This is a genomic window from Nodosilinea sp. AN01ver1 (assembly GCF_050565655.1).
Lineage (GTDB): Bacteria > Cyanobacteriota > Cyanobacteriia > Phormidesmidales > Phormidesmidaceae > Nodosilinea.
In genome coordinates this window covers 1-21,642 of record NZ_JBNXVS010000002.1, presented here as the reverse complement: position 1 = coordinate 21,642, position 21,642 = coordinate 1, and the positions used below count along the sequence as shown (strand labels likewise).

Genomic DNA, 21,642 nt, shown 5'->3' with positions numbered 1-21,642 from the left:
CAGATCGCGAAGTAACGTGTCGCAGTTTACCAATTGTCCTTAACGAAGACAAAACCGGCCCAGGAAAACCAGGCCGGTAATGGGGGCTAAATCGCCCCAGTAGAGACCGTCAGACACGGCTTTAGCGGTTTATATCCCGGAAGGTTTGGTAGGCCCGCTCCGGGTGATAGATATGACAGCGCCCCGTAATCGTTCGCATCAGATCGAGGGAGAACCTGGTCTCTTTCATCAGCGGAGCCCAGTTTTCTTTCAGCGCGGCGTAGGCAGGCCGCAGGTTGTAGGACGGTATGCCGACTGAGATATGGTGGGGAACATGGACGTTGATATCGTGACACAGCACTTCGATCCACTTGGGATAGTCGCAGTGGACGGTGCCGGAGAGCTGCGCTTCAGCTTCATTCCAGGTGTCGTCGTAGTGAAACTGAATTTCGGGAATGGTGTGGTGCACCAGGGTAAAGGTGCTCATCCAGAAGTGGTAGCCCAGCCAGGGCATGAGCCAGTATTTCACTACGCCCCAGGGGCCGGTGAAGTAGAACAGGGTAGGGAAAAACACCGCTGCAAAGATGACAACCGCCGCAATGGAGCGCAGTACTTTAGCGTGGTCGCGGGGTTCAAAGTTGCGCAGGTCAAAGTGCAGCGCCCCCCAGTGGGCCACCGAAGCCAGCCACCACAGCCAGCCCCGCATGGCCTGATAAACCGCCTGCAAGAAGCCGCCAGCGCCGGAGTATTCTTCCTTACTCCAGGGGGCCCAGGCGTTGTCGATCTCCATGTTGTTGGTGTGGCGGTGGTGAATGTCGTGCAGCAGCCGCCAGCTGTGGAAGGGATAGATAAGCGGCAGAAACATGATGTGCCCCAGCCAGTTGTTGACCCAGCGGCGGTTGGCAAAGGAGCGATGACCGCAGTCGTGGCCAATGACAAAAAAGCCGGTTAGCGCCGTGCCGGTTACAAACCAGGCCACCGGCAGCAGAAACCAGGGGGAGAGCGCGATCGCAATGTAACCCAGGGCTACCGCCCCGACGCTGAGCAGCACTGCAGTCCACGCCTTGCGGGAGTCTTTTTGGAAATAGGCCTTAGGAATAGTTTGAATAACCTGCTTTAGAGTCAGGTCGCCATACGGATTTGCATCCGCAGCTCTAGCGGAAGGCTCAAAAATTGCAGTCAAGGAATAGTCTCCAGAAAAGTTAACGTGCGAACATCGGGGCTGGACTATTTTGCCCAAAAAAAATCTGTTCACCCCGAAGGGAACCGAACAGAGCCTAAGCTTGATTGCAAAATCGAGATATCAACAAGCCGAACTAACTCAAAAACTCAGATAACCGCCGCAAACAGCTTAATGGAGCAAAGACTGGCCCATAGGGACGCTTATAATTCCTTAACAATCATATCATGCTCGGTTTTGCTTACTGAGTGAGTCAAGGGCTTTATCGAAAATTTCTGCAAAACGAGTGTTGATTTATAGCACCCAATGCCATATCAAAGCCGGGTTTTTGCAAGGGGCAATACCCCCCGCAAAAACCCGGTTGCTAGACGCTACCCAAGAATGGCAGCGAAGTTTTGGCTGACCTCCTCCCCAGTCAGGGCGCGGTTGTAGACGGCGACCAGGTGGTACTCACCCAGCCAGGGGCGGTCGCCGGTCAGCTCGTTACCGAGAGCCAGGCGAAAGGCCGCATCCCAGTTAGACAGATCGCCGTCGATGGTAGTGCTCTGCTGCGGTTGCCCGTTGATGTAAAAGGTGGCAACGCCAGCGCGATCGCGGGTGTAGACCAGGTGGGTGAGCTGGTTGAGGTTGACCTGGCCTGCTTCCAGCACCTTGGCGTCGCCATTGCTGCCGGTGGTGGTTGTGCGCAGGCGAGTCACGTAACGGTTATTGCCCTGCCCCAGGGTGACGTTGCGGTTGCCGGTGTCCACTGAGAGGGTGACGATTCGCGCTGGCAGCTGACTGTAGGTTAGCTGGGCCGGTTTAACCCAGGCCTCTACCGTCAGTGACTGGCTGCGCTTAATCGCCTGACTGAGTCGAGTGGCCGGGCCGCTGGTAGCCAGCAGGCTGGGCTGCCGCAGGGCGATGCCCTGGCCCTGGGGCAACCGCGCGATCGCGCCATTCACCAGCGTTAGATCTAGCGCTGGCTGCAGCCCAGACTGGTCGCGAATGGTGTTGCCCGCGCCCTCCCGGAAATCGTAAAGGGCCTGAATGCCGGTCACCACCCGCTGGGAGACAACGACTCGAACGGTGTCGCGCCCGGTCAGCCGTCCGTCGCTGGCGCTCAGCTCCAGCACGTAGGTGCCCGCCTGGGAAAACTCCGCCTGGGCGGTAGCCTGCTTGACATTCGTGAGCACCGCCGAAGTAGGGCCGCTGACCTGCTGCCAGAGCAGCGTCGGACTGCCAGCCGGAAGGCCGTCGTCTTGCACAGTGCCTGACAGCGTGGCGATCGCCCTGGGCGATGAGCCATCGGTAGTCACGGGCAGACTCAGCACCTGGTCGGCCCCGGCATCGACTACGGGGGGCTGGTTAACCCGAATGGTGACCTCGTCGTGGGCGGCGATCGCGCCGTCGTTGGCCGTTAGCCGCAGCACATACTCACCGCCCTGGGAGAACCGGGCCGTGGTGATATCGCTGTTGGCATCGGCAAAGGTGACCGTGCCGGGGCCGCTGACCCGGCTCCAGGTCAGGGCCACACGACCGGGCCGCAGGGGAAAGCCGTCGTCGCTGACGGTGCCGTCGAGTTCGGCCAGGGCCGGGAAATCGATGCTCTGGTCGAGGCCGGCCTCGACCACCGGAGCCTGGTTGGCGGTGATGGTCACCTCGCGACTGGTGGTGAGTTCTCCGTTGCTAACGGTTAGCCGCAGGATGTACTCGCCGCTGGTGTGGAAGGTGGCGGTAGTGGTGAGAGCCTCCTCCTCGCCAAAGTCAACCGGTTTGGGGCCACTGACCTGGCTCCACTTGGCGGTTAAGGTGCCCGCCGGATCGGCCAACCCGGTATCGACTACCTCACCCTGGAGCGCCGCGGGGGTGGGCAGGTTGATCAGGGGTTCAGCGCTGGCTCGGATGGTGGGCGCTTTGTTGGCGTGAACGGTAATATCGGCCACAGTGGTCAGCAGCCCGTTGTTGGCGGTCAGTCGCAGCACGTAGGTGCCGCTTTCGGAAAACTGAGCGGTGGTGTTGGCCAGGGTGCGATCGCCGAAGTCAACCGTACCCGGCCCGCTGAGCTGGCTCCAGAGCAGGGTGAGGCGTCCCTGCTGGGGGTTGCCCAGACCGCTCTGCACCTCGGTCGCAAGCTGTGCCCGGTTGGGCAACTGCACAACGAGGGAGTCGGCTGCGGTAATCATTGGCGCGTGGTTAAGAATAACCTGCACCTCATCGCTGATCGCCTGGACCTCGTCGCCCACGGTCAGCCGCAGGGTGTAAACGCCCGCTACGGTGTAGGGCTTGCCGTCGTGATCGCTGGTGCCGGGGGCGGTAAAGCTAACCGTGGGCTCCAGGCTGGCCGGGTCGCTAAAGATGACCGGGGCGGGGCCGCCGGGCTGGCTCCACAGCACCGAGAGATCGCCGTTGAGCAGCTGGTCATCGATCACAGTGCCCCTGAGCGAGAGGGGGCCGGGGAAGGTGACCACCTGGTCGGCACCGGCTGAGAGCACCGGGGCCAGGTTGGCATTGGCACCCACCTCAAAATTGGTGGCAATTTCGGCGGCGGTGAGGGCGCTGCTGTAGAGGGCCACCAGGTGGAAGTCGCCCAGCCAGGCACGATCCTGGCTCAGGCTGCTGCCCAGCTCATGGCCCAGCGCCAGGGCAAAGCTGTCGTCCCAGTTGGCCAGGCTGCCTGCGATCGCCCGCTGGGCCACTACCTTGCCGTCTATGTAAAGGCGAGTTTGGCCGCTGGCCTCGCGGGTGCAAACCACGTGGGTGAGGGTGCCGGGGGTAAGGGTACCGCCCGCCAGAGCGCGATCGCTGGCGTTGGCGTTGGTCTCGCTAGTGCGCACCCCAAGGTGGAGCTGACTGCCCGTTTGGCCCAAAATCAGGTTGCGGGCGCTGGCTCCGCTCGACAGAGTGAGAATGCGCCCCAGACCGGGCTGATTGGCCTGGGATGGGTTGATCCAGGCCTCCAGAGTAAACTCGCCGCTGGCTTTGATTGCCCTAGTCAGGCGGCTGGCGCTGGCGCTGGTCAGGCGAGCGGGTTCCTTGAGCGCCAGGGCAAAGGGTTTGGTGCTGCCAGGGGCGGTTAGCGCCACGGCGTTGCCCGTGACGGTGAGATCGGCGGGCGCTCCGACGCCTGCCACATCGCGCACGGTGCCGCTGGCGGCCAGTGGGTCAGCAAAGCTGTACAGGCTGAGCAGGCCGCGGTTAATGCGCGCCCCTACAACCACCTGGAGGTCGTCGCTGTGGCTGAGTACACCGCTAGCGGTGATAGTCTCTGCCGTCAGGCGCAGCAGGTAGACGCCGCTGGCGGTGAAGGTGGCGTCAGTGCGCAGGGCTTTTTCATCGTAGAAGGAGACAATGCCGGGGCCGCTGACCGCTTCCCAGCGGATAGTCTGGGGCTGGGTGGTTGGTTCGCCTCGGCCATCCCGCACCAGCTCGCCCACCAGCTCCAGGGGCTGGCCGAAGCCGATCTCCTGATCGTCGCCTGCTCGCACCAGGGGCGACTGGTTGACGAGAATATCGAGGGTTTCGGTCGCAGACAGAGTGCCGTCGCTGGCGGTGAGGCTGAGTCGGTAGCGGCCAATGTCGCTAAAGCTGGCGACGGCAACCGGGCTGTGGCGATCGTCAAAGCTGACGGTGGCCCCGCTGGGCAGCGATTCCACCGCCCAGGTGACGAAGATGGCGTCCGATGAGAGGCGATCGTCGGCCACCGAGCCGGGTAGAGTGGTTTGCACCACATCATCGACCAGGTGCAGGGTTTGGCTGCGGCCCACTCGCACTACGGGGGGCGCGTTGGGGGCGCGATCGCTCGCTAGCAGGGCGGTGAGTTCGGGGCTGTCGGCCAGGCTGGTGGCTTCGGCCACGCCGTAAAACAGCCGCATGAACTCGGTGATGGTGGCCGCGTGGGGCTGTAGCTCGGGCATGAAGGTGGCAATGGTGTCGTGTATCGCCTGCGAAAATTCGCCAAAGTCATCAACCTTATCGGCCACAAAGGGGTCGAGCCGCTTGATCAGCTCAAAGTTGCTGTCGATGCTCAGCTCCCGCATCTTGGCCTCTAGCGCTGGTAGGGGCTTGGTGCTGCCGATCGGGGGCAGCACCCGGCTGACAAAGGTGACCCGGTGAAAAATGCGCCAGCAGGGGGGCTTGGTGCCGGGGCCTTTGTTGGCGTCGCGCAGGCCGCGCAGGGCCAGAGCGTTGGCGTCGGTGCTTTGCTCCAGCCAGATCGGGTCAACCACCTGGCTAAAGAAATGGTCGAAGTGGTCGGCCTGGGGCTCCAGGTAAAAGGTCATGAACCGGTAGGCATCGACCCGGCCCGGATGGCGCAGGGCTCTGGGAATAAGGGGATTGCTGTTGTCAAACAGCACATTCCCAGCCGCATCGCGCAGAAAGACATCGCGCTCTACGTTGTCGACGCTGACATCGACCGAGAAAGCATTCTCAGACTGCACGCTCTTATTGGCCTGCACATTCAGCCGACCGCCAAACAGCGCCTCAAAGCCGAACTTGAAGCCAACGCCGCCGATCGCCACGCTGAGGTCAGCAAAAGCCCCGGCCAACCCTTTAAAGGCGTAGGATCCACCGTAGCTCTCCTGCAGCACATCCATAGTTTCCTGGGTTTCGGCGAACAGGCCGCCATCAGCGGTCCAGACGTAGGTGTTGGCCAGGTTGCGCTTTTCTAAGCGAGGCAGATTGTCGAGGACTTCCTCGCTGCCCAGGTCGCCCTCCTGGTCAAACAATACGTTTTGGCGACGGCCCACCGCTCCGGCATTGTACTGGTCGTAGTAGGCCCGCACCCGCTCCTCTTCGCGCTGAATGCGCTGCTTGAGGGCAAAGGCTTCGACCGGCTTGTAGAAGCTGCTGTCGTTGCTGTAGGTGAGGGCGTTGGGGTAGGCGGGGTCGGGCGTGAAGCCGACTTTGCCGTCGAGGGTGCCCTGCTTGGTGTACTGCGGGTTGAGGGGAAAGTTGATGATGTTGCGATCGGGCGGAATATCGGGGTTGGGCCGCATCTGGTACGACACCAGGGCGCTGTTGTGCTTGAGCCGGAGGGCAAATACATCGGCAGTTTGCGACTGCACCAGGGCGAAGCCCATGTTTTCAGGCACAAACCGCCGCCCCACATCGCCAAAGGCCACGGCGTCGGGGGGTTCGACATAGCCCTGGAGCTGCTGCTTGCTGGAGAGGTTGTTGGCCAGCTCCAGGCTGGTGCTACCAGCGCTGAGCCAGCCCAGGGAGTGCTCAAACTTGGCCTTGATGCCAAAGGAGCCGTCGGTATCGGCGGTATCAATGACCAGGCCGATGCCCGCTTTGACATTGATTTTTGTCAGCAGCCCGGCGGTCAGGTCAAAGGTAGAGTCAAAACCGTTCTCCTTCTCGGCAGAAAAGGTGAAGTTAGTTTTGCTGGCCTGCTTCAGCTCCACAGAGCTGGCTCCGTTGTAGTCGGCAAATTCGCCCAGCACTACGCCAGTACTGGTCAGGTTTTCGCCGGGGACCGGCGGTGCCCCCTCGATAAAGCCGATTAGCTGCGGGTCAAACTGCACCTGGCCGACCCACTCGGTGACCAGTTCACCCACCTTAAACCCGGTGATGAGCTCCCACTGGCCGTCTTTAATCAGGCCGTAGCAGCGCTTGTAGATGCCGAACAGGTTGCCATCGACATCGGTTTGCAGGTCGCCGTACTCCTGCACGGCGGGGGGGCTCTGGAGGCGATCGCTAAAGGGCGTTCTCACCCCGGCCAGGGCGCTGCGCACCTGGGGCGTGTCTTCGCCAATCGGGGCGGTGGAGAGCACGAACTCGGTGCGGTGGGTTACCAGCTTGTTGTTTAGCAGGGAGTAGTCAGCCAGGACATCAGGCTGGTTGGTGTCGAAGGGGTAGTAGGCGATCAGGTCTTCGCGGTTGTCGAGGAACTGCTCGTTTTCGCCCAGCAGGCGGCGGAACAGATTGTCCTGCACCTGCTCTAGCGTGCGGGCGGTGCGCCAGATGCGCACTTCTTCTAGCTCGCCCTGGAAGTGTTCTTGAATTTGGCCACCGCGCTGCAGGCCACCCAGGGTGAACTGGGCCTGGGGCGAAAGCAGGGCGGCGCGATTGCCCGCTGGCACCAGTTCGCTCGCCATCAGCTGCCCGTTGCGGTACAGCACCAGCTTCGACCCGCTGGGGTTGGGGTCTTTGACCCACTGCACGCCGCCTTTAAAGCGGGCGTGGCTGCTGCCCTTGGCGTCAAAGGCGAGGGTCCCTTCCGCCTCTTCAAACTGCCACCACGAGAGCAATCCCTTTTCGCCGCCCTGAATGGTCGGCTTGATGCTGCCAGTCTCCAGGGCCACGTTCCACAGGCGAATTTCGGCCAGAGTGCCGTTCAGGGGCGCGATCGCCTGCCCGTTTTCAAATACCCGACGGGCCTGGGTCAGCAGGGTACTATCCCGCTCCAGCTCGGCAGCGGTAGCCTCGATACCGGCGGCATGGGCAATCAAAACCGCCTGCTGGGACGCAAACAGCCTGCCGTTGCTCACCAGCAAAGCCGAGAACGGTAGCGCGACTCCGTTGATGCTGTCCAGATCGCTGCCGTTGTGGCGCAGGGAGGCCAGGGCAAAGCCTGAGCCAAACTCCAGGGGCGCGTTGCTGCTGCCAATATCCACCGGCTGCTGGGGCTGACCGGCGTTGAAGCCGGGGCTGGGGCTGTCTTCATTGCGGCTGTCTTCTACCCGGGGGCGGCCGCTGGTGTCGCTGCCCGGTTTTTTGTACTCAAACAGGCCGTAGGGGCGACCACCGGGGGTGTTGGCCTGACCGTCGACAAAGAACTGAATCACATCCCAGGAAACGATATCAACGCCGGTTTGCTGGTCGCTGTTGTTGCGCACCGGGCTGGTGATGCTGTGGCGCTTGCGGGTCACCGTCACCTGGTGGAACCCGGTGGGGTTGGCGATTGGCTCAGAGACAAACAGGTGCTTGTTGCCCTTGATATCTTCAAAGGCGAAGACGGCGCGCCCGGCGGGGTTGAGGTACAGGGCGTAGGGCACGTGCTGATCAGGATCCTCAGTGGTGCTAATTTTGCCCTTGCTGACCAGGGCCTGGGGCTGGCTGAGGTCGTTGACCTTAAAGGCCACCTCCAGGGTGAGGTCGCGGTTGAGGTCGAGGGTGGGGTCGGTGCCTGCATCTAAGAAGGTGGTGGGCTGGCCGTCGAGCTGTACCCCGTAGGACTGGTTAAACGCCACGGCCAGGTGGTTCCAGCTGCCCGCTGCTATTTTTTGCGAGGCCTGCACGAGCTGCTCGCCCACCCCGGCAAACACCGAGTAGGCGGGCATGGGTGATTCGATCGCCTGGGGGTTGCCCACCAGGGTGCCGTGGTGGCCAAAGCGGGAATGGTCGGTGGCGCGACGGTTGCCAAAATCGTCGAAGCGCCAGCAGCCGACCAGATCGGTTTCGTTGCCGATAACCTCGCGAGCCATATCGGTGGCGATGTCGCTCTGGCTGCGGCCCCGCTTCCAGATTCGGGCTTCGGCGATCGCGCCGCTCAAAATGCGGCTGCTGATCGCGGGGTGAGACCCCAGCCCCCAATCCGTCGCCACCTGAATGGCCCCCACCGCTGCGGCCTGCTCGCCAATGGCAATACCGTTGCGGTACAGCCGCCAGTGGCTGCCGTCGTAGACCCCGGCCAGGTGCACCCAGGCGACCCCGGTGCGATCGGCGGCGGGCATCACCACAGAAACCTGGTGAACGCTGCCGGTGCTTTGGCAACCGGCCTCGTAGCGACCGTTGTTGAGCCGCAGGTAGACCTGGTCGCCGTCGGCGTTGCCGTGCACGAGAAGGTTGCCGTTGTTTTCGTTCTGGGCGGGTTTGACCCAGGCCTCTAGCGTGATCACCCCGGCAAAGTTGAGGTGGGGGGCGCTGGGAATGCGAACGACATCGGTGCTGCCGTTGAGGGCGATCGCGGTACTCAGCTCTTCCCGCTTCAGACCCAGCAGGTAGGGGGTGTCGGACGTACCGGGCTGGGGCTGGTAGTGCAGCACCCGCGATCGCAGGTTGGCTTCAGTAATCTGGCTGGGGCGCACCCAGGCCTCCAGGGTGAGGTCGTCCTTGGGCGAGAGCTGGCGCAGCTGCTGGTCAAAGGCGGCGGGGGTATCGGCTTCGAGCTGAGCGTAGCTGTCTTTGCCATCGAAGGCGTAGGTGTGGCCCGGCGCTTCGGCTACCCAGCGACTGGTGAGGGTAACGCCGCTGCGAACCGTGCCGTTTTTGACGCCCTGCCCGGCCCCTTTGGCGATAAAGGCCAGCAGCCGCGAACCCGACGACAGATCGGCCCCGGCCTGGGTGGTGCTGGCGTGCACCTCGTAGTCGTACTCCAAAAAGAAGATCGGCAGCGGATCGGGGCTGGGGCTGGCCACGCCAGCGGCGCGAATGCTCAGCTCCGTTGCGCCCTGGTCGACGCCAGCGGTGAGAGTAGCCTTGAGGTCGCCAACAAACAGGGTGGCCCCGGCGGGCAGCGATCGCTGCATACCCCCGACCACCGCCACGGTTTCGGCTCGCCCACTGGTGACGACGAGGTGGCCCCGACCGACAAAGGTGCGATCGCCCGCCAGCCCGTTCAGCACCCTGGCAAAGCCCTGGGCCTGGCGCGGCACCTGCCGCCAGGTTTCCTCAATGGTTTGATCGCCCGCTTTCACCGCCAGGGTGACAGTGCAGGTAGAGGCGGTTTCTGAGTCAGCGACATCTACGCGAAGGCGGTCCATCTCGGCCTCGGTGGAGCGGGCAAAACCAGCCACGGCTTCTGCCCCCAGGGCGTCGTTGAGGGTGTAGCGAGCCCGCTGGGTGAGGGTTTTGTAGTAGGCGACAAAGAACTGGTCGTCGGCCCCGCGAAAGTACATCGCCACGTTGCCCACGGCGCTGTCAAACAGCAGCGGGGTATCGGTAGACCAGGCAAAGGTGAGCAGCCCGCCCGCGATCGATAGGCCGCTGGCGTCGCTGTGTACCACCGGCATGGTGGCGGCAAAGCCTTTATTGAGCAGGGTTTGCAGGGCAGCCAGGGCGGTGCGATCGCTGGTTATGGCCTGCTCTAGCTGTCGCCGCTGGCGATCGTGCTCGGCGCGCAGCTCGTCGATATTGGCGCGAATGGTGGTCAGCTCGCCCAGCAGCGTAGCGAGGTCGGCAGCTAGAGAATCGAGCGATTCCTGCAGCGTTTGGCGATGGATGCGGAAGTCTTTGTGTTCGGCAATATCCAGGCTGGAGATGCGATCGTTGTAGTCGCTACCGACAAAGTCGGTGGTTTCGCTAAATAGTTTCACAAACCCTTTTTCTTGGCCGCTGTTGCGGTTGGCGTGCTGGTAAGCCGTCACTTGCAGGGCCGGAATTGCCATCCGCCGCCCCCGATCGACCCGCACAAAGGTCGAGATTCTGATGCTGCTGATCCGGTCGTTGAAGCTGTGCTGGTTGAGCTGGGTATAGCCGACAAAGCGCGGCGAACCGGCATTGAGCCCAAAGGACACAGCCCGACCGCCAAAGTTGGCGTGCTCGTAGAGGGTAACCTGGGCATTGCTCAAAAAGTCTTGGAGCTGCTGCAGGTCGCGCTGGCCGTTGGCCTGCAGGTCGCGCAGCTCGCGCAGGCGGTTGAGCTTAGTCAGCAGGTTGAGGTCGTTGAGGCTGCCCGAGGGCACGCTGCTGGCAATGCGGCGGTTGGTGCCGATCGAACCGGCTGCGGCGATGGTCAGAGACCCGCCTACGGCGATCGCGTCATCTACGATCGCGAACATCTGGTTGAGATAGTCGATCTCGGCGCTCAGGGTGGTGGCCCGCTGGGTCTTTTGGGTGATTGACCCCTGTAGGGCCTGAATCCGCGCTAGCTCGGCGTTGACATCGACAGTGCGGGCGGCCTGCTGCTTCTGGGCAATGAGGGTCTGCAAGGCATTGATCTGGGCCAGATCGGCACTGACATCGGCGGTATCGTCGGCGCTGAGCGTCTGGTCGATCGCCTGCTGAAGAACCGCAATCTGCGCCAGTTCGGCGCTGACATCAACGGGGCCGCCGTCGCGCTCTACCGCCACGGGCTTGAGGGCGAGGTTGTCGGGCACCTTCGCCAATCGACCGTTGGCAGAGACGCCAAAGTCGAGGGTGGCAATCTCGTTGTGCTGGCCGCCCGCGCTCTGGGTGGCCACCGCCAGCATCACCCGCGCCCCCTGGCGCAGCGGCTTGGCCTGCTGGTCGTAGCCGGTGCGGGCTGCTTCCTGCTGAAAGTAGAGCAGCGAGGCCAGGCCCGATGCAATGGTGCGGCCCTCCACCTGAAAGCTGTCGCGGCTAAGGCCAGCATTTTCGCCAATGGGCGCTTCAGAAACCACCCAGGCGCGGCTGGCAAAGTCGGCGCTGAGCGTACCGGGGGCGTGGTTGCCGGTCTGGTCGAGCACGCCCTGGCTTGGCCCTTCGTCGAGCCGCCAGTAGGCCGCCAGCCCCAGCTCGTGGCCGGTCAGGCGCAGGCCGCGATCGCTGCGAATTTCTCGCTCTGAGCGGGGGCGGTTCCACAGGCGAATCTCGTCAACCAGGCCAAAAAAGCTGCGGCTGGGGGCTCCAATCAGGCGAACAGGGGCATTTACCGATCGCTTGCCCAGGCTGCCCGTGCCCTCGGCCTTCACCTCGACCGCAAGGCCGTTGACGTAGATGTGATAGCCGCCGTCGCTGTCGCGAAACACCACTGCCAGATGGTTCCACTGGTTCGATCGCAGCACCTCTCCAGTGATGAACGAATGGAACTCGGTGCCATCGCCAAAGCCCACCCGCACCCGTCGGTTCTCGACAATCCAGATCGAGGGCGGCGCATCGGCGGTCTTGTCGTCGCCCCCCAGCAGCACCTGCTCTAGCTCAACGCCTCGCTCGGGCACGCTGACGCGAGGAAAAATCCACGCTTCCTGGCTAAAGCCCTGACCCAGCAGCACTCCGGGGGCAAAGACAACATGATCGCCAGCCTGGCTGAAGTCCAGCGCTGTTTCGGCGGCCTCGGTAGCTGCGGGTGCCTGGGTGCCGCGAGTGTTAAACAGCCCCTCCGCCGAACGCTCCACGTTGTAGGCGTCGATCAGACCCGTTACGGCGTTGTAGGCAAAGATTTGCCAGCGCATTACCTCAGCAATGTTGGTGGGCAGCAGCACGATCGAAAAGCGACCATCCTGCAAATTGCGAATGAACGACAGTTCCTGGGTGGGCTCAAAGAAGGGCTGATCCTGCATGTCGCGCGCGCCCAGGCTGTCTTTGGTGCTCTGGGGCCGGGTTTTGCTGCGGCTGCGGCGAAAGCGCACCTCCAGATTGAGCTTGAGCTGCGGCACCGGAGCGGCCTGGCCGGCCTGGGCTGCGCCCGAGGCCCCCGACAGCACAAAGCGATCGACCAGCAGGGTCGAGTCAACGATGGAAATCGCTTGCTGCTGGGGGCCTTCTACCGTAATGCGGTCGGGGTGATTCGCCGCGATCGCCTGGCGAAATACGTACACAAACCGCCCGTCTGACATGGCCTGAAAGGGGGCATCCGCCGTCAGGCGCGCAGTTCTAGACAAAAACTTGTCTTCTTCGTTGTCGGCCACGACCACGCCGGGGCCGACCGGGTCGCGGCTGCCCTTCTTCACCGTTGGCAGCAGCAGCTGGTCGGCCACGCCAAAGCCCACTTCGGCAATTTCTTTGGGAAACTCTAGCTCTAAGGGGCGGTCGGCCCAGCCATTCACGTCGACAGAATTGTCCTGACCGTTGAGGTTGAGCACGGAATAATAGATGCGGCGCTGGTCATCCATAGCCAGCGCAATCACTGCGCCCTGGTGACGCACCAGCACGGGGTACTTGTAGTTGCGATCGCTGTAGCGCTTGATGAAGCTTTCTAAAACGGGGGCTTGAGCAGTCATGAAAGGTTCTCCTGGAGGGGGGTGTAACGTTTGGCCGAGAGCAAACCAGGGCGAAGCGCTGGGTTACTCTCCCTCGGTCGTTAGGGGGAACGCAGGGAGAACTACAGGGAAAATACGGATGGCTGCGGGATGGGTTTGGTGATCGTTCTCACCAGTCAGGATGATTGCGGCCCGTGCTTTGCCGTGGCCAATCGCCTAGCTCAGCCCTGTGCCCAGCCAAACCAAAACCTCCGGCGACCCGCAGTGGGGCTACCGGAGGTTTTGGTTTGAAGGATTCAAGACGAGCCGCTCAGCTCAACTAGCGACGGCGACGGGTAAACCCGAGCCAGGCCAGCGCGCCACCGATAGAAAAGACCAGCGGCATGAAGGCTCCGGCAGCGCGGTAGTGCACGTCTTCGGTCGAGTCGAAGCTAATGCCGTCGTAGATAATGCCTTTATCGCCGACGGGCACCGTCCAGTAGTCGGCGTGGCTTTTCATCTCGTCTTCGATCGCCACTTCCCAATCACCCGGAATCGACTCGTCGGGCAAAAAGGCAAACCGACCTTCGCTGTCGGTGGTGGTGGTCATCCAGGGTTCGTCGGGGTTGTTGGGGGCGTAAATGCTGACCGTTGCGCCCACAAACGGCTCGCCAGAACTAAACTGCGACTGAAACTCAAGCTGATTGTCGAGGGTGTAGAAGGTTTCGACCTGGTGTGCGCTGGCCTGAGCCGGAAACCCCACCAGAGCCAAACACATGACCAAAGCAACAAGCAACCGTTTCATAGCACAAGCGATCCGTAATGTTCTGTGTGGCTTTTATTGTAGCGAGAGTTGCCCGGCGCTGAGCCAGGGTGTAACGGTTCACCCATAGCTTATTAGCGCGATCGCTGTGTGGCCCGGTCACAGCTCAAAGCCACCCCATAAGAAGGCGATGCCAGGTGTTGACAAGCGAATTCTACCCTGTGACATAGCAATGCCAGTCAATGACATGCCAATAGCAGGCGGTGATAGGCCAATAGCAGGCGGTGATAGGCCAATAGCAGGCGGTGATAGGCCAATAGCAGGCGGTGATAGGCCAATAGCAGGTGGTGATATAGCAATATCAAGGGTTGCCTAGCTATTCAGAGGGGTGACACAGTCATGGTCACCAATGTCCGTCGCGCCACCTCTGCTGATGACTACATCACCGCCACCGTTTTGTCATCGCCATGCTTTTGAGAATAGGCTAGGCCCGTTGATCAACCGCATTAGACTGTGAACACGGTGGGTGAGCGCCTTTGCTTAGGCCTGTCGTTTGAATAAATGGCCATAGCACGGTAGCGGGGTGAACGCATGGGATGGAGAGCGGTAATGCTGGGGTTAGATGGGGTGCTGGCGATCGCGCTGGTGGCGATCGCGGCCTTTACCTGGAAGCTCACCCAGTCGCTGAAGGCGGCCCCTCGCCTGGAACCCGCTGACACTACACCGCTAGAAGCGTCGATTGACGTGATTATTCCGGCCTATAACGAGGCGGAGAATATTCGCGCCTGTGTGGATGCGGTGCTGACGACTGCCCTGCCGGGGGCGAAGCGGTTTGAGGTTTGGATTGCCGATGACCAATCCACCGATGCCACGGGGTCAATCGCCGCCGAACTGGCGGCGCAGCACACTCATGTTCACCACTTGCTGGTGCCGCCGCGCCCCGTGGGGGAAGTCTGGCACGGCAAAAACTGGGCCTGTGCTCACGCGGTGCAGTTTGCTAAGGGCGACTACCTGCTGTTTATCGATGCCGATGTGCGGCTGTCGGCGGGGGCGATCGCCGCTGCTCTGGCCGAAGCCCAGACCCACGAGGCCGGCCTGCTCAGCTGTGCGCCCAATATCATCATCAGCTGCTTCTCTGAGTGGCTGGTGCAGCCGATTATGATGAGCGCGATCGCGATCGCCTACGACTTTCAGGCCATCAACGACTCGACGGCGGTAGACGATGCCTTTGCCGCCGGGCCGTTTATGCTGTTTCGCCGCGCCGCCTACGACCAGATCGGCGGCCACGCCGCCATTCACGCCGCGATCGTGGAAGATGTGGAGCTGGCCCGCCAGATTCGGCGGCACGAGTTGACCCTGCGCTACGTGCTGGGCATTGACCTGCTGGGCGTGCGCATGTATTCGTCGTTTGGCAGCCTGTGGGAGGGGTGGACGAAGAACTACTACCTGGGCACCGAAGAAAATTTGCCGCTGACGCTGCTGTCGGCCTTCACCATTGCCATGGTGTTTGTCATGCCCTGGGTGGGGCTACTGGCCAGCCTAGTTGCACTTCTGCTCAAGCTTGAATTCTCCTGGCCTACGCTGGCTCTCTACGGACTGACGGCGCTGACGCTGGCGGCCTACGGGCTGCTGCGGTGGCTGAGCTACCAGCAGGTGAGGGTGCCTCTGCGCTACTGGTGGCTGAGCAGCGTGGGCGGCCTAATTGTGGTGGCGATCGCGCTCACCTCCATCGTCAAGACCAAAACCGGCTGGGGCTGGACCTGGCGGGGGCGATCGCTGAAAGCGTCCTAGAGCATCGGTACAGTTTGTAGGTTGGGTGGCGCGCCAGCAGAACCCAACAAGACTTACTGTATCGGTCCTCTAGCGTCTGGGGGCGTACATCATCACTAGAACGCCCAGCAAAATAATCCAGCCGCCGAGCAGATCAAAGCGATCGGGTTTTACCTGGTCAACCAGCCAGCCCCAGGCGATCGACAGCACAATGAAAACGCCGCCGTAGGCCGCATAGGCGCGGCCAAAGTGGGTCGGTTGCAGCGTGGGCACTGCTCCGTATATCCCCAAAATCGCTACGCCCAGCACCGCCAGCCACGGGCTTTTGCCCTCCCGCAGGGCCAGCCAGACCAGGTAGCCGCCGCCAATCTCGCACAGACCAGCCAGCCCAAACAGCAGCAGCGATCGCACCATCATTCAGCCTTGTCTAGCGCTCATCACCGTCGGGCTGGGGCTGGGCAGCCCTAGCTGCTGCCGCACGGCATCGATGGGCCGGTCCCACATGTCTTCAAAGCGGGTGCCCAGCAAGCACTGGGCCTGCTGCCCCAGGGCCAGCCCCAGGCGACGGTTGGCCAAGATGTCTCGCGTTTGCCCAGGGGCGAGAAGGGGGTATAGCGCACTGGCCAGCCACAGCCCGAGCCGCTGCGATCGGCTGTAGTTTTGGGCGACGGCAAAGGCCAGCACCCCCATTTCGCCCGCGTAGCTGGTGTCGAAGCCCAGCAGCACGTGAAAAATGTCGTGGGTGATGGCGTAGCGCAGGGCAAACACGTTGCGCCGCGCCACGTCATCCAGCGCCGGGCTGACGGTGAAGGGGCTGAGCTGGTTGGCCTGCATGTGGTGAGCGTACTCGTAGCCAAAGGTGCCCTTGGGCAGCCGGCTCAGGGCCTCCAGATCGATCGGGGGGTAGTAGCCCACCACCGGCTCAAGCTGGGGCATCACGGCGGGGTTGGCCCCGGCCCCCAGGGCATCGGCTTTGAGAATGGCGAAGTCGCCCAGCTTGGTCGCCTCTTGACTACGAACGGCTCGAATAGCCCGAAGCAGCTGTTTGGGTTTGAGCATGGTCACGTTTTTTGAAGACGACGTTGAGTCCTGATTTAGGTCTGAGGGTGGGGATAGGATTCATGGTGAGATCTTGATCGGGCCGCAGTTCCCAGGTGTAGTGGCGCAGCAGGTGAGCCGCCACCAGCTTAATTTCGAGCTGGGCAAAGGCCAGGCCCAGGCACACGCGGGGGCCGCCGCCAAAGCCCACCAGGCTAAAGTCATAGCGCTTGTGCTCGGCCCGCTCGGGGCCAAAGCGATCGGGGTCGAAGGTTTCGGGGTCGGTGTAGATGCGGCGATCGCGGTGGGCGGCATCAATTCTGTACAGCGCCATCCAGCCCTCGGGCACGCGGTAGCCGTTGAACTCAAAAGCCTTGATCACGCCGCGAAAGCCTCCGGCCACAGGCGGGTACAGCCGCTCCACTTCTTTGACGATCTGGTCAAGGTAGGGCATCTGCCGAATCTGCTCCAGGGCGATCGCGTTGCTATTGGCCATTAGCGCCGCCTGCTCCTGCCGCGCTCGCTCCCACACGTCGGGGTGCTGCGCCAGCGACATCACCAGCGAGGTCAGCATCGAGGTCGTCGTTTCGTGGCCCGCAAACAGCATCAGCAGGGCCTGGGCCTTGATTTCTTCCAGGCTGAGGCGGTTGCCGTCTTCGTCTTCGCTCTGCACCAGCAGGCCCAGGGCATCGTGGGTGGGGTGGGCCTGGCGCTCTTTAACCACTTGCTCGATGTGCTCTAGCAGGCGATCGCGCGCTCTAATTGCTTTGCCAAACGGTGTCCAGCCCCAGCGAATGGGCGGCGAAAACAGGCCGTTGGTCAAATCGGCAAACCACTGCGACATCTGGGCGCTCTGGTCGCCGGGTTCGCTGCCCAGCAGCAGCGTGCTGGCAATGTCAAAGGTGAGCCGCTTCAGCTCGTCAAACCAGGTGAACTGGCCCAGGTTCTCCCACCGCTGGGCGTAGCGATCGGTGAGAGTCTGCATGGTATCGACATAGCCAGCCAGGGCGGGGCCGTGGAAGGCGGGCATGAGCAGCTTGCGGTTGCGGCGGTGCTCCTCGCCCTCCTGCAAAAAGAGGGATTCGCCTAAAAGTTCTTTAAAGGTGCCGGGCCAGCCCTCGCGCCAGGAGAAACAAACCATGTGGCTAGAGAGCACAAACTGGTTGGCCTCTGGCCCCATCATCACCACCGTGGGGCGGCCCAGCAGGCGCGTTTTGAAGATCGCTCCGTACCTGGCCTGGCGCTTGCGGGCAAACTCGCGATCGAACAAGAAGCTGAGGGTTTCACCCACCACGGGCAGACCAAAGCTGCCGGGGGGCAAAGGCCTCGAATCTGGGACGCCCGAATTTGGGCCTGAATCTGGGATGGAGGTGGCCATATACTCAAGCAAGAAGGCGAGCGTTAAGTTTGGCCCCAAGGCCAACGCCCTCTAGAGTAGCGCAGAGCTATAACAGTAGGCTCTCAGGCCAATCATCCTGCCATCCCAGGCCGCCTTAGGCAGGGGCGATGTTGTGACCAGCGGCCACGATCAGTTCCTTAAAGGTTTCTTCTGAAGCTTTAGAGCTAATAGTGATCGTTTTGGCCTGGGAATTGATGTCAACGTTAGCATCCGGCTCAGAGGTCAGAATGAGTTTCTTTAGCTCCTGCTCCGACGTCTGATCGCCCAGGGTTGGTACTTTAAACTGCCACGCCATAGTAATTTCTCTGCCTATCGTTTTACGTGTTTACCATAGGCAGCGGGCAGGGGTGTTGTCGTCTACAGAAAGGCTGAATTTCCCAGGAAAACCAACCCCAATCGTGCCTGAACAGCCGTAGGCCAGACTTTAAGCTAAGTTTCATCGGCTAAAGCCAAAACTCGTTGCACAATCTCTTCAGATAACCACATCCCTGCATTGTCAAGCCGGTATACCAGAGGTTTGATGGCTGTAGTCAAACCCTGTGATTTTGCCTCCAGCAAAATTTTGAGCGTTCCCCAAACGCGAAGCCCAGCACTTTGGGCGGCTTGCCTAGCCAGCATGTCGTCTAAGAGAACAATTTTTGCAGGATGCTCAAGGGCTAGGGACATTGCTGCAATTTCGCCTAGGCCTAAATCCAAGGCTTGCCAATCAAGCGAAGTAACGCCAGGTTCTACTACTCTGAGCCAGGGATAGCGCTTTGGTCTCGGCACATCGTAGCCTTGCTTCTGACCGGCTGCGAGTTCGAGCGCAACTGCACTTGGAATCCAAATGTCATCAAAAAGCTGGGGTAGCCAGTTCAAGGCTTGTATGCGATACAAATAGAGCAAAGGCGACGTGTTGGAAATAGCTTCAGGCAAGGCTTTCTTCTAAGTCCACTAATTCGGACTCAAGCGGGAAAACCCTATAGCTTTTGAGGCTTAACAGGAACTCAACGCGCGACATGTCGGCCAGTTCCGCTGCCTGGCTGGAGGATAGCCGACCTAATTCGTACAGCTTGACTGCAGCCAGCATTCGCAGTTCGCGGGCAAAGGCAGCTTCATCAGTAGTTTCAGACAAAAAGACCGTCTCAGGAATGTCAATAACGATCTGTCGAGTTGTCATAGTTGACGTTCCTGATTGATGAATGAGCGCTTTACCAGCCCTCTCGATTTTAGCGCAGGTGCCCCACTAGCCAGCCCCAGCCCCAGAACATAGCCATGCCGCCTGCGATGGTGAGCAGCAGATTTTTGCGCCAGAGGGCGAGAAAGACGCAGGCGATCGCCCCTACCAGCCGCGCATTTTGCCAGCCCAGCCACAGCGTTTCGCCATCAGGGAAGACCACCGCAGGCACCACGATCGCGGTTAGCACCACCGGGGGCACGTAGCCCAGCGCCCGTACCAGAGTCGGCGATAGCTGAATGCGACCGCTAAAAGCTAACAGCACGTAGCGAATTGAAAACGTTACCAGGGCCATAGCGGCGACGAGAAGCCAGTCGTTCATAGAAAGTTTTGAGTTTCGAATTTTGAATCTTGAACTAGGCAGTCGTTATCCTTTCGCCTTAGGCTTGGGGGTGATCTGGGTTTCGAGCCAGAACCCGGCGGCGACGCCTGCGATCGCCGCCACCATCAGCCCCAGCTTGTGGGGTAGCCCATTCGCCAGCACCGCCACCAGTCCTGCAACGGCGATCGCCCCTACCATCGGTCTTGTCGTTGCGTAGGGTGCGACCATGCCAATAAACGTCGCCACCATGGCAAAGTCCAGCCCCCAAGCCGCCGCGTTAGGAATGAGCTGGCCCACCGTCAGCCCCAGCAGCGTGCAAAAAATCCAGTTGCTGTACATGGCTCCGGCGGCTCCCAGGTAGTACCAGTGCTTGTGGGGGCTGGGGTCGGGCTGCACGTAGCGGCGAATGGCCACGGCAAAGGCTTCATCGGTCAAGAAAAAGCCAATCACCGCTTTCCACCGCTGCGACGCGCCCTGCACGTAGGGCAGCAGGCTGGCGGCATAGAGCATGTGGCGCAGGTTAACCACCACCGTAGTGAGCACAATCAGGGGCAGGGTGCTGCCCGCCGCCAGCAGCCCCAGGGCAATAAACTGCGACGACCCGGCAAACACAAAGGCCGACATGCCCAGGGTGGCTCCAAAGGACAGGCCGCTGCCCTGGGCCAGGGTGCCAAAGATAATGCCGAAGGGGATGGCCCCCACCACCAGGGGAATAATGTCGCGCGCCCCGGCCAGCGCCTCTTGACGAGGCGATCGCATGCCAAAGTCTGATGCTGTAGCCAAAAGAAATCTCCGCAAAGCAGGATGACTCTTTCCATTTTGAGTTAGAAGGTAGAAGAGGTATCACAGCTTTTTGACATGGCAGACGCTCCCCAGCAAATTTGTATTCTCGGCGGTGGCTTTGGTGGCCTCTACACGGCTTTGCGCCTGAGCCAGCTGCCGTGGGAAGGCACTCCACCCACCATTACGCTGGTTGACTGCAACGATCGCTTTTTGTTTTTGCCGCTGCTCTACGAACTGGTCACCGATGAGCTACAGGCCTGGGAGGTCGCCCCGCCCTACGTCGAGCTGCTGGCCGGTACCGCCGTACAGTTTCGCCAGGCGGGCGTCACCGCTATTGACCTCGACCAGCATCGCGTCAGCCTCAGCGACGGCATGACGCTCCCCTACGATCGCCTGGTGCTGGCCCTGGGCGGCACCACCCCGATGGATATGGCCCCCGGCGTCGCCGAGCACGCCCTCGCCTTTCGCACCCTACAAGACGCCTACCAGCTCAAAGATCGCCTGCGCCTGCTGACCGCCTCCGATGCCGAAAAAATTCGCGTTGCGGTGGTGGGCGGCGGCTACAGCGGTGTCGAGCTAGCTTGCAAGGTGGCCGAACAGCTGGGCGATCGCGGTCGAGTGCGGCTGATCGAGCGCACCGATATGATTCTGCGCACTTCGCCTGAGTACAACCGCGAGGTGGCCCAAAAGGTGCTCTCTGACCTGGGGGTGTGGGTCGATCTTGAAACCGCCGTCGATAACATCACCGCCGACACCATTAGCCTCACCTTTCGGGAGCAGACCGACATTTTGCCCGTCGATCTGGTGCTGTGGACCGTGGGTACCCGCGTCAACGAAGTCATGGCCGACCTGCCCCTGAAGCACAACGATCGCCAGCAGATTGTCGTGCAGCCCACGCTGGAGTCGGTCGATCGCCCTGGTGTTTACGCCCTGGGCGACGCCGCCGACTGCCGCGATGCCGAGGGTCAGCAGGTGCCCACCACGGCCCAGGTGGCGCTGCAGCAGGCCGATTTTGTCGGCTGGAATATCTGGGCCAGCCTCAGCGATCGCCCCCAGCTGCCCTTCCGCTACCGCCACCTGGGCGAAATGCTCACCCTGGGCACCAGCCGCGCCACCCTGACCGGGTTGGGCATTCAGCTCGATGGCGAGCTGGCCTACGTGGCTCGCCGCCTGGCTTACCTCTACCGCATGCCCACCTTCAATCACCAGGTGCGGGTGGGGCTGAACTGGATGACCAAACCCCTGCGCGATCTGCTGGTGACGCAGTAAGCGCCAGAGTCTAGTGCAGCGTCAAGACTAAGAATTAGGGTTAGATGAAAGTCTGAGGTACCCTGTTCTGCATGAAGTTAGCCCGACTGTCATGCAGAAGAAGTACGTTGTTCGCTTGAGCGCAGACGAGCGCCACC

At 61.5% G+C, this 21,642-nt stretch carries 13 protein-coding genes; 2 read left to right on the top strand and 11 right to left on the bottom strand.

Annotated features, from left to right (window positions below; genetic code table 11):
• Nucleotides 1-121 precede the first annotated feature (121 nt).
• The 3 genes from ACQ4N7_RS02610 to ACQ4N7_RS02600 form a co-directional block, all read right to left on the bottom strand.
• The gene (locus ACQ4N7_RS02610) at nucleotides 122-1,162 is read right to left on the bottom strand and encodes a fatty acid desaturase (RefSeq protein ID WP_430710076.1); all 1,041 of its coding nucleotides are present in this window, start codon (nucleotides 1,160-1,162) and stop codon (nucleotides 122-124) included.
• A gap of 368 nt (nucleotides 1,163-1,530) precedes the next feature.
• A complete protein-coding gene (locus ACQ4N7_RS02605) occupies nucleotides 1,531-12,987 on the bottom strand; it encodes a LamG-like jellyroll fold domain-containing protein (RefSeq protein ID WP_430710075.1) in 11,457 nt (3,818 codons plus the stop codon).
• A gap of 298 nt (nucleotides 12,988-13,285) precedes the next feature.
• Entirely contained in the window at nucleotides 13,286-13,750 is a 465-nt protein-coding gene (locus tag ACQ4N7_RS02600; RefSeq protein ID WP_430710074.1) for a carboxypeptidase-like regulatory domain-containing protein, read from the bottom strand.
• A gap of 549 nt (nucleotides 13,751-14,299) precedes the next feature.
• On the opposite strand from ACQ4N7_RS02600, the gene ACQ4N7_RS02595 reads away from it, so the two are divergent.
• Complete coding sequence (locus ACQ4N7_RS02595) at nucleotides 14,300-15,499, top strand: glycosyltransferase (RefSeq protein ID WP_430710073.1); 1,200 nt, start codon at nucleotides 14,300-14,302, stop codon at nucleotides 15,497-15,499.
• A gap of 69 nt (nucleotides 15,500-15,568) precedes the next feature.
• Here ACQ4N7_RS02595 and ACQ4N7_RS02590 read toward each other — a convergent pair whose 3' ends face one another.
• From ACQ4N7_RS02590 to ACQ4N7_RS02555, 8 genes are all read right to left on the bottom strand, one after another.
• A complete protein-coding gene (locus ACQ4N7_RS02590; RefSeq protein ID WP_430710332.1) occupies nucleotides 15,569-15,892 on the bottom strand; it encodes a YnfA family protein in 324 nt (107 codons plus the stop codon).
• A gap of 3 nt (nucleotides 15,893-15,895) precedes the next feature.
• On the bottom strand, nucleotides 15,896-16,537 hold the full coding sequence (locus tag ACQ4N7_RS02585; protein ID WP_430710072.1) for a Coq4 family protein: 642 nt from the start codon (nucleotides 16,535-16,537) through the stop codon (nucleotides 15,896-15,898).
• Nucleotides 16,491-17,894 carry a cytochrome P450 gene (locus ACQ4N7_RS02580; protein WP_430710071.1) on the bottom strand — a complete coding sequence of 468 codons (1,404 nt, stop codon included), beginning with the start codon at nucleotides 17,892-17,894 and terminating at the stop codon, nucleotides 16,491-16,493. Before ACQ4N7_RS02580 ends, ACQ4N7_RS02585 begins: the two co-directional genes overlap by 47 nt.
• Before the next feature lie 115 nt (nucleotides 17,895-18,009).
• On the bottom strand, nucleotides 18,010-18,210 hold the full coding sequence (locus ACQ4N7_RS02575) for a heavy metal transport/detoxification protein (RefSeq protein ID WP_430710070.1): 201 nt from the start codon (nucleotides 18,208-18,210) through the stop codon (nucleotides 18,010-18,012).
• 134 nt (nucleotides 18,211-18,344) lie between these two features.
• Nucleotides 18,345-18,830 carry a DUF3368 domain-containing protein gene (locus ACQ4N7_RS02570; RefSeq protein WP_430710069.1) on the bottom strand — a complete coding sequence of 162 codons (486 nt, stop codon included), beginning with the start codon at nucleotides 18,828-18,830 and terminating at the stop codon, nucleotides 18,345-18,347.
• A complete protein-coding gene (locus ACQ4N7_RS02565) occupies nucleotides 18,823-19,074 on the bottom strand; it encodes a UPF0175 family protein (protein ID WP_430710068.1) in 252 nt (83 codons plus the stop codon). Before ACQ4N7_RS02565 ends, ACQ4N7_RS02570 begins: the two co-directional genes overlap by 8 nt.
• 49 nt (nucleotides 19,075-19,123) lie before the next feature.
• Entirely contained in the window at nucleotides 19,124-19,453 is a 330-nt protein-coding gene (locus ACQ4N7_RS02560) for an AzlD domain-containing protein (protein ID WP_430710067.1), read from the bottom strand.
• Between the two features lie 45 nt (nucleotides 19,454-19,498).
• Nucleotides 19,499-20,212 (bottom strand): AzlC family ABC transporter permease, encoded by a 714-nt coding sequence (locus ACQ4N7_RS02555; RefSeq protein ID WP_430710331.1) that lies wholly within the window; start codon nucleotides 20,210-20,212, stop codon nucleotides 19,499-19,501.
• A gap of 99 nt (nucleotides 20,213-20,311) precedes the next feature.
• Between ACQ4N7_RS02555 and ACQ4N7_RS02550 the strand changes: the two genes are divergently transcribed.
• Nucleotides 20,312-21,505, top strand: coding sequence for an NAD(P)/FAD-dependent oxidoreductase (locus ACQ4N7_RS02550; RefSeq protein ID WP_430710066.1), 1,194 nt, complete (start codon nucleotides 20,312-20,314; stop codon nucleotides 21,503-21,505).
• Nucleotides 21,506-21,642 lie beyond the last annotated feature (137 nt).

What these genes read in the sequence shown, in the direction of transcription:
- ACQ4N7_RS02605 (WP_430710075.1), bottom strand. Translation starts at nt 12,987, where the DNA reads ATGACTGCTCAAGCCCCCGTTTTAGAAAGCTTCATCAAGCGCTACAGC.
- ACQ4N7_RS02600 (WP_430710074.1), bottom strand. Translation starts at nt 13,750, where the DNA reads ATGAAACGGTTGCTTGTTGCTTTGGTCATGTGTTTGGCTCTGGTGGGG.
- ACQ4N7_RS02595 (WP_430710073.1), top strand. Translation starts at nt 14,300, where the DNA reads ATGGGATGGAGAGCGGTAATGCTGGGGTTAGATGGGGTGCTGGCGATC.
- ACQ4N7_RS02590 (WP_430710332.1), bottom strand. Translation starts at nt 15,892, where the DNA reads ATGGTGCGATCGCTGCTGCTGTTTGGGCTGGCTGGTCTGTGCGAGATT.
- ACQ4N7_RS02585 (WP_430710072.1), bottom strand. Translation starts at nt 16,537, where the DNA reads ATGCTCAAACCCAAACAGCTGCTTCGGGCTATTCGAGCCGTTCGTAGT.
- ACQ4N7_RS02580 (WP_430710071.1), bottom strand. Translation starts at nt 17,894, where the DNA reads ATGGCCACCTCCATCCCAGATTCAGGCCCAAATTCGGGCGTCCCAGAT.
- ACQ4N7_RS02575 (WP_430710070.1), bottom strand. Translation starts at nt 18,210, where the DNA reads ATGGCGTGGCAGTTTAAAGTACCAACCCTGGGCGATCAGACGTCGGAG.
- ACQ4N7_RS02565 (WP_430710068.1), bottom strand. Translation starts at nt 19,074, where the DNA reads ATGACAACTCGACAGATCGTTATTGACATTCCTGAGACGGTCTTTTTG.
- ACQ4N7_RS02560 (WP_430710067.1), bottom strand. Translation starts at nt 19,453, where the DNA reads ATGAACGACTGGCTTCTCGTCGCCGCTATGGCCCTGGTAACGTTTTCA.
- ACQ4N7_RS02555 (WP_430710331.1), bottom strand. Translation starts at nt 20,212, where the DNA reads ATGCGATCGCCTCGTCAAGAGGCGCTGGCCGGGGCGCGCGACATTATT.
- ACQ4N7_RS02550 (WP_430710066.1), top strand. Translation starts at nt 20,312, where the DNA reads ATGGCAGACGCTCCCCAGCAAATTTGTATTCTCGGCGGTGGCTTTGGT.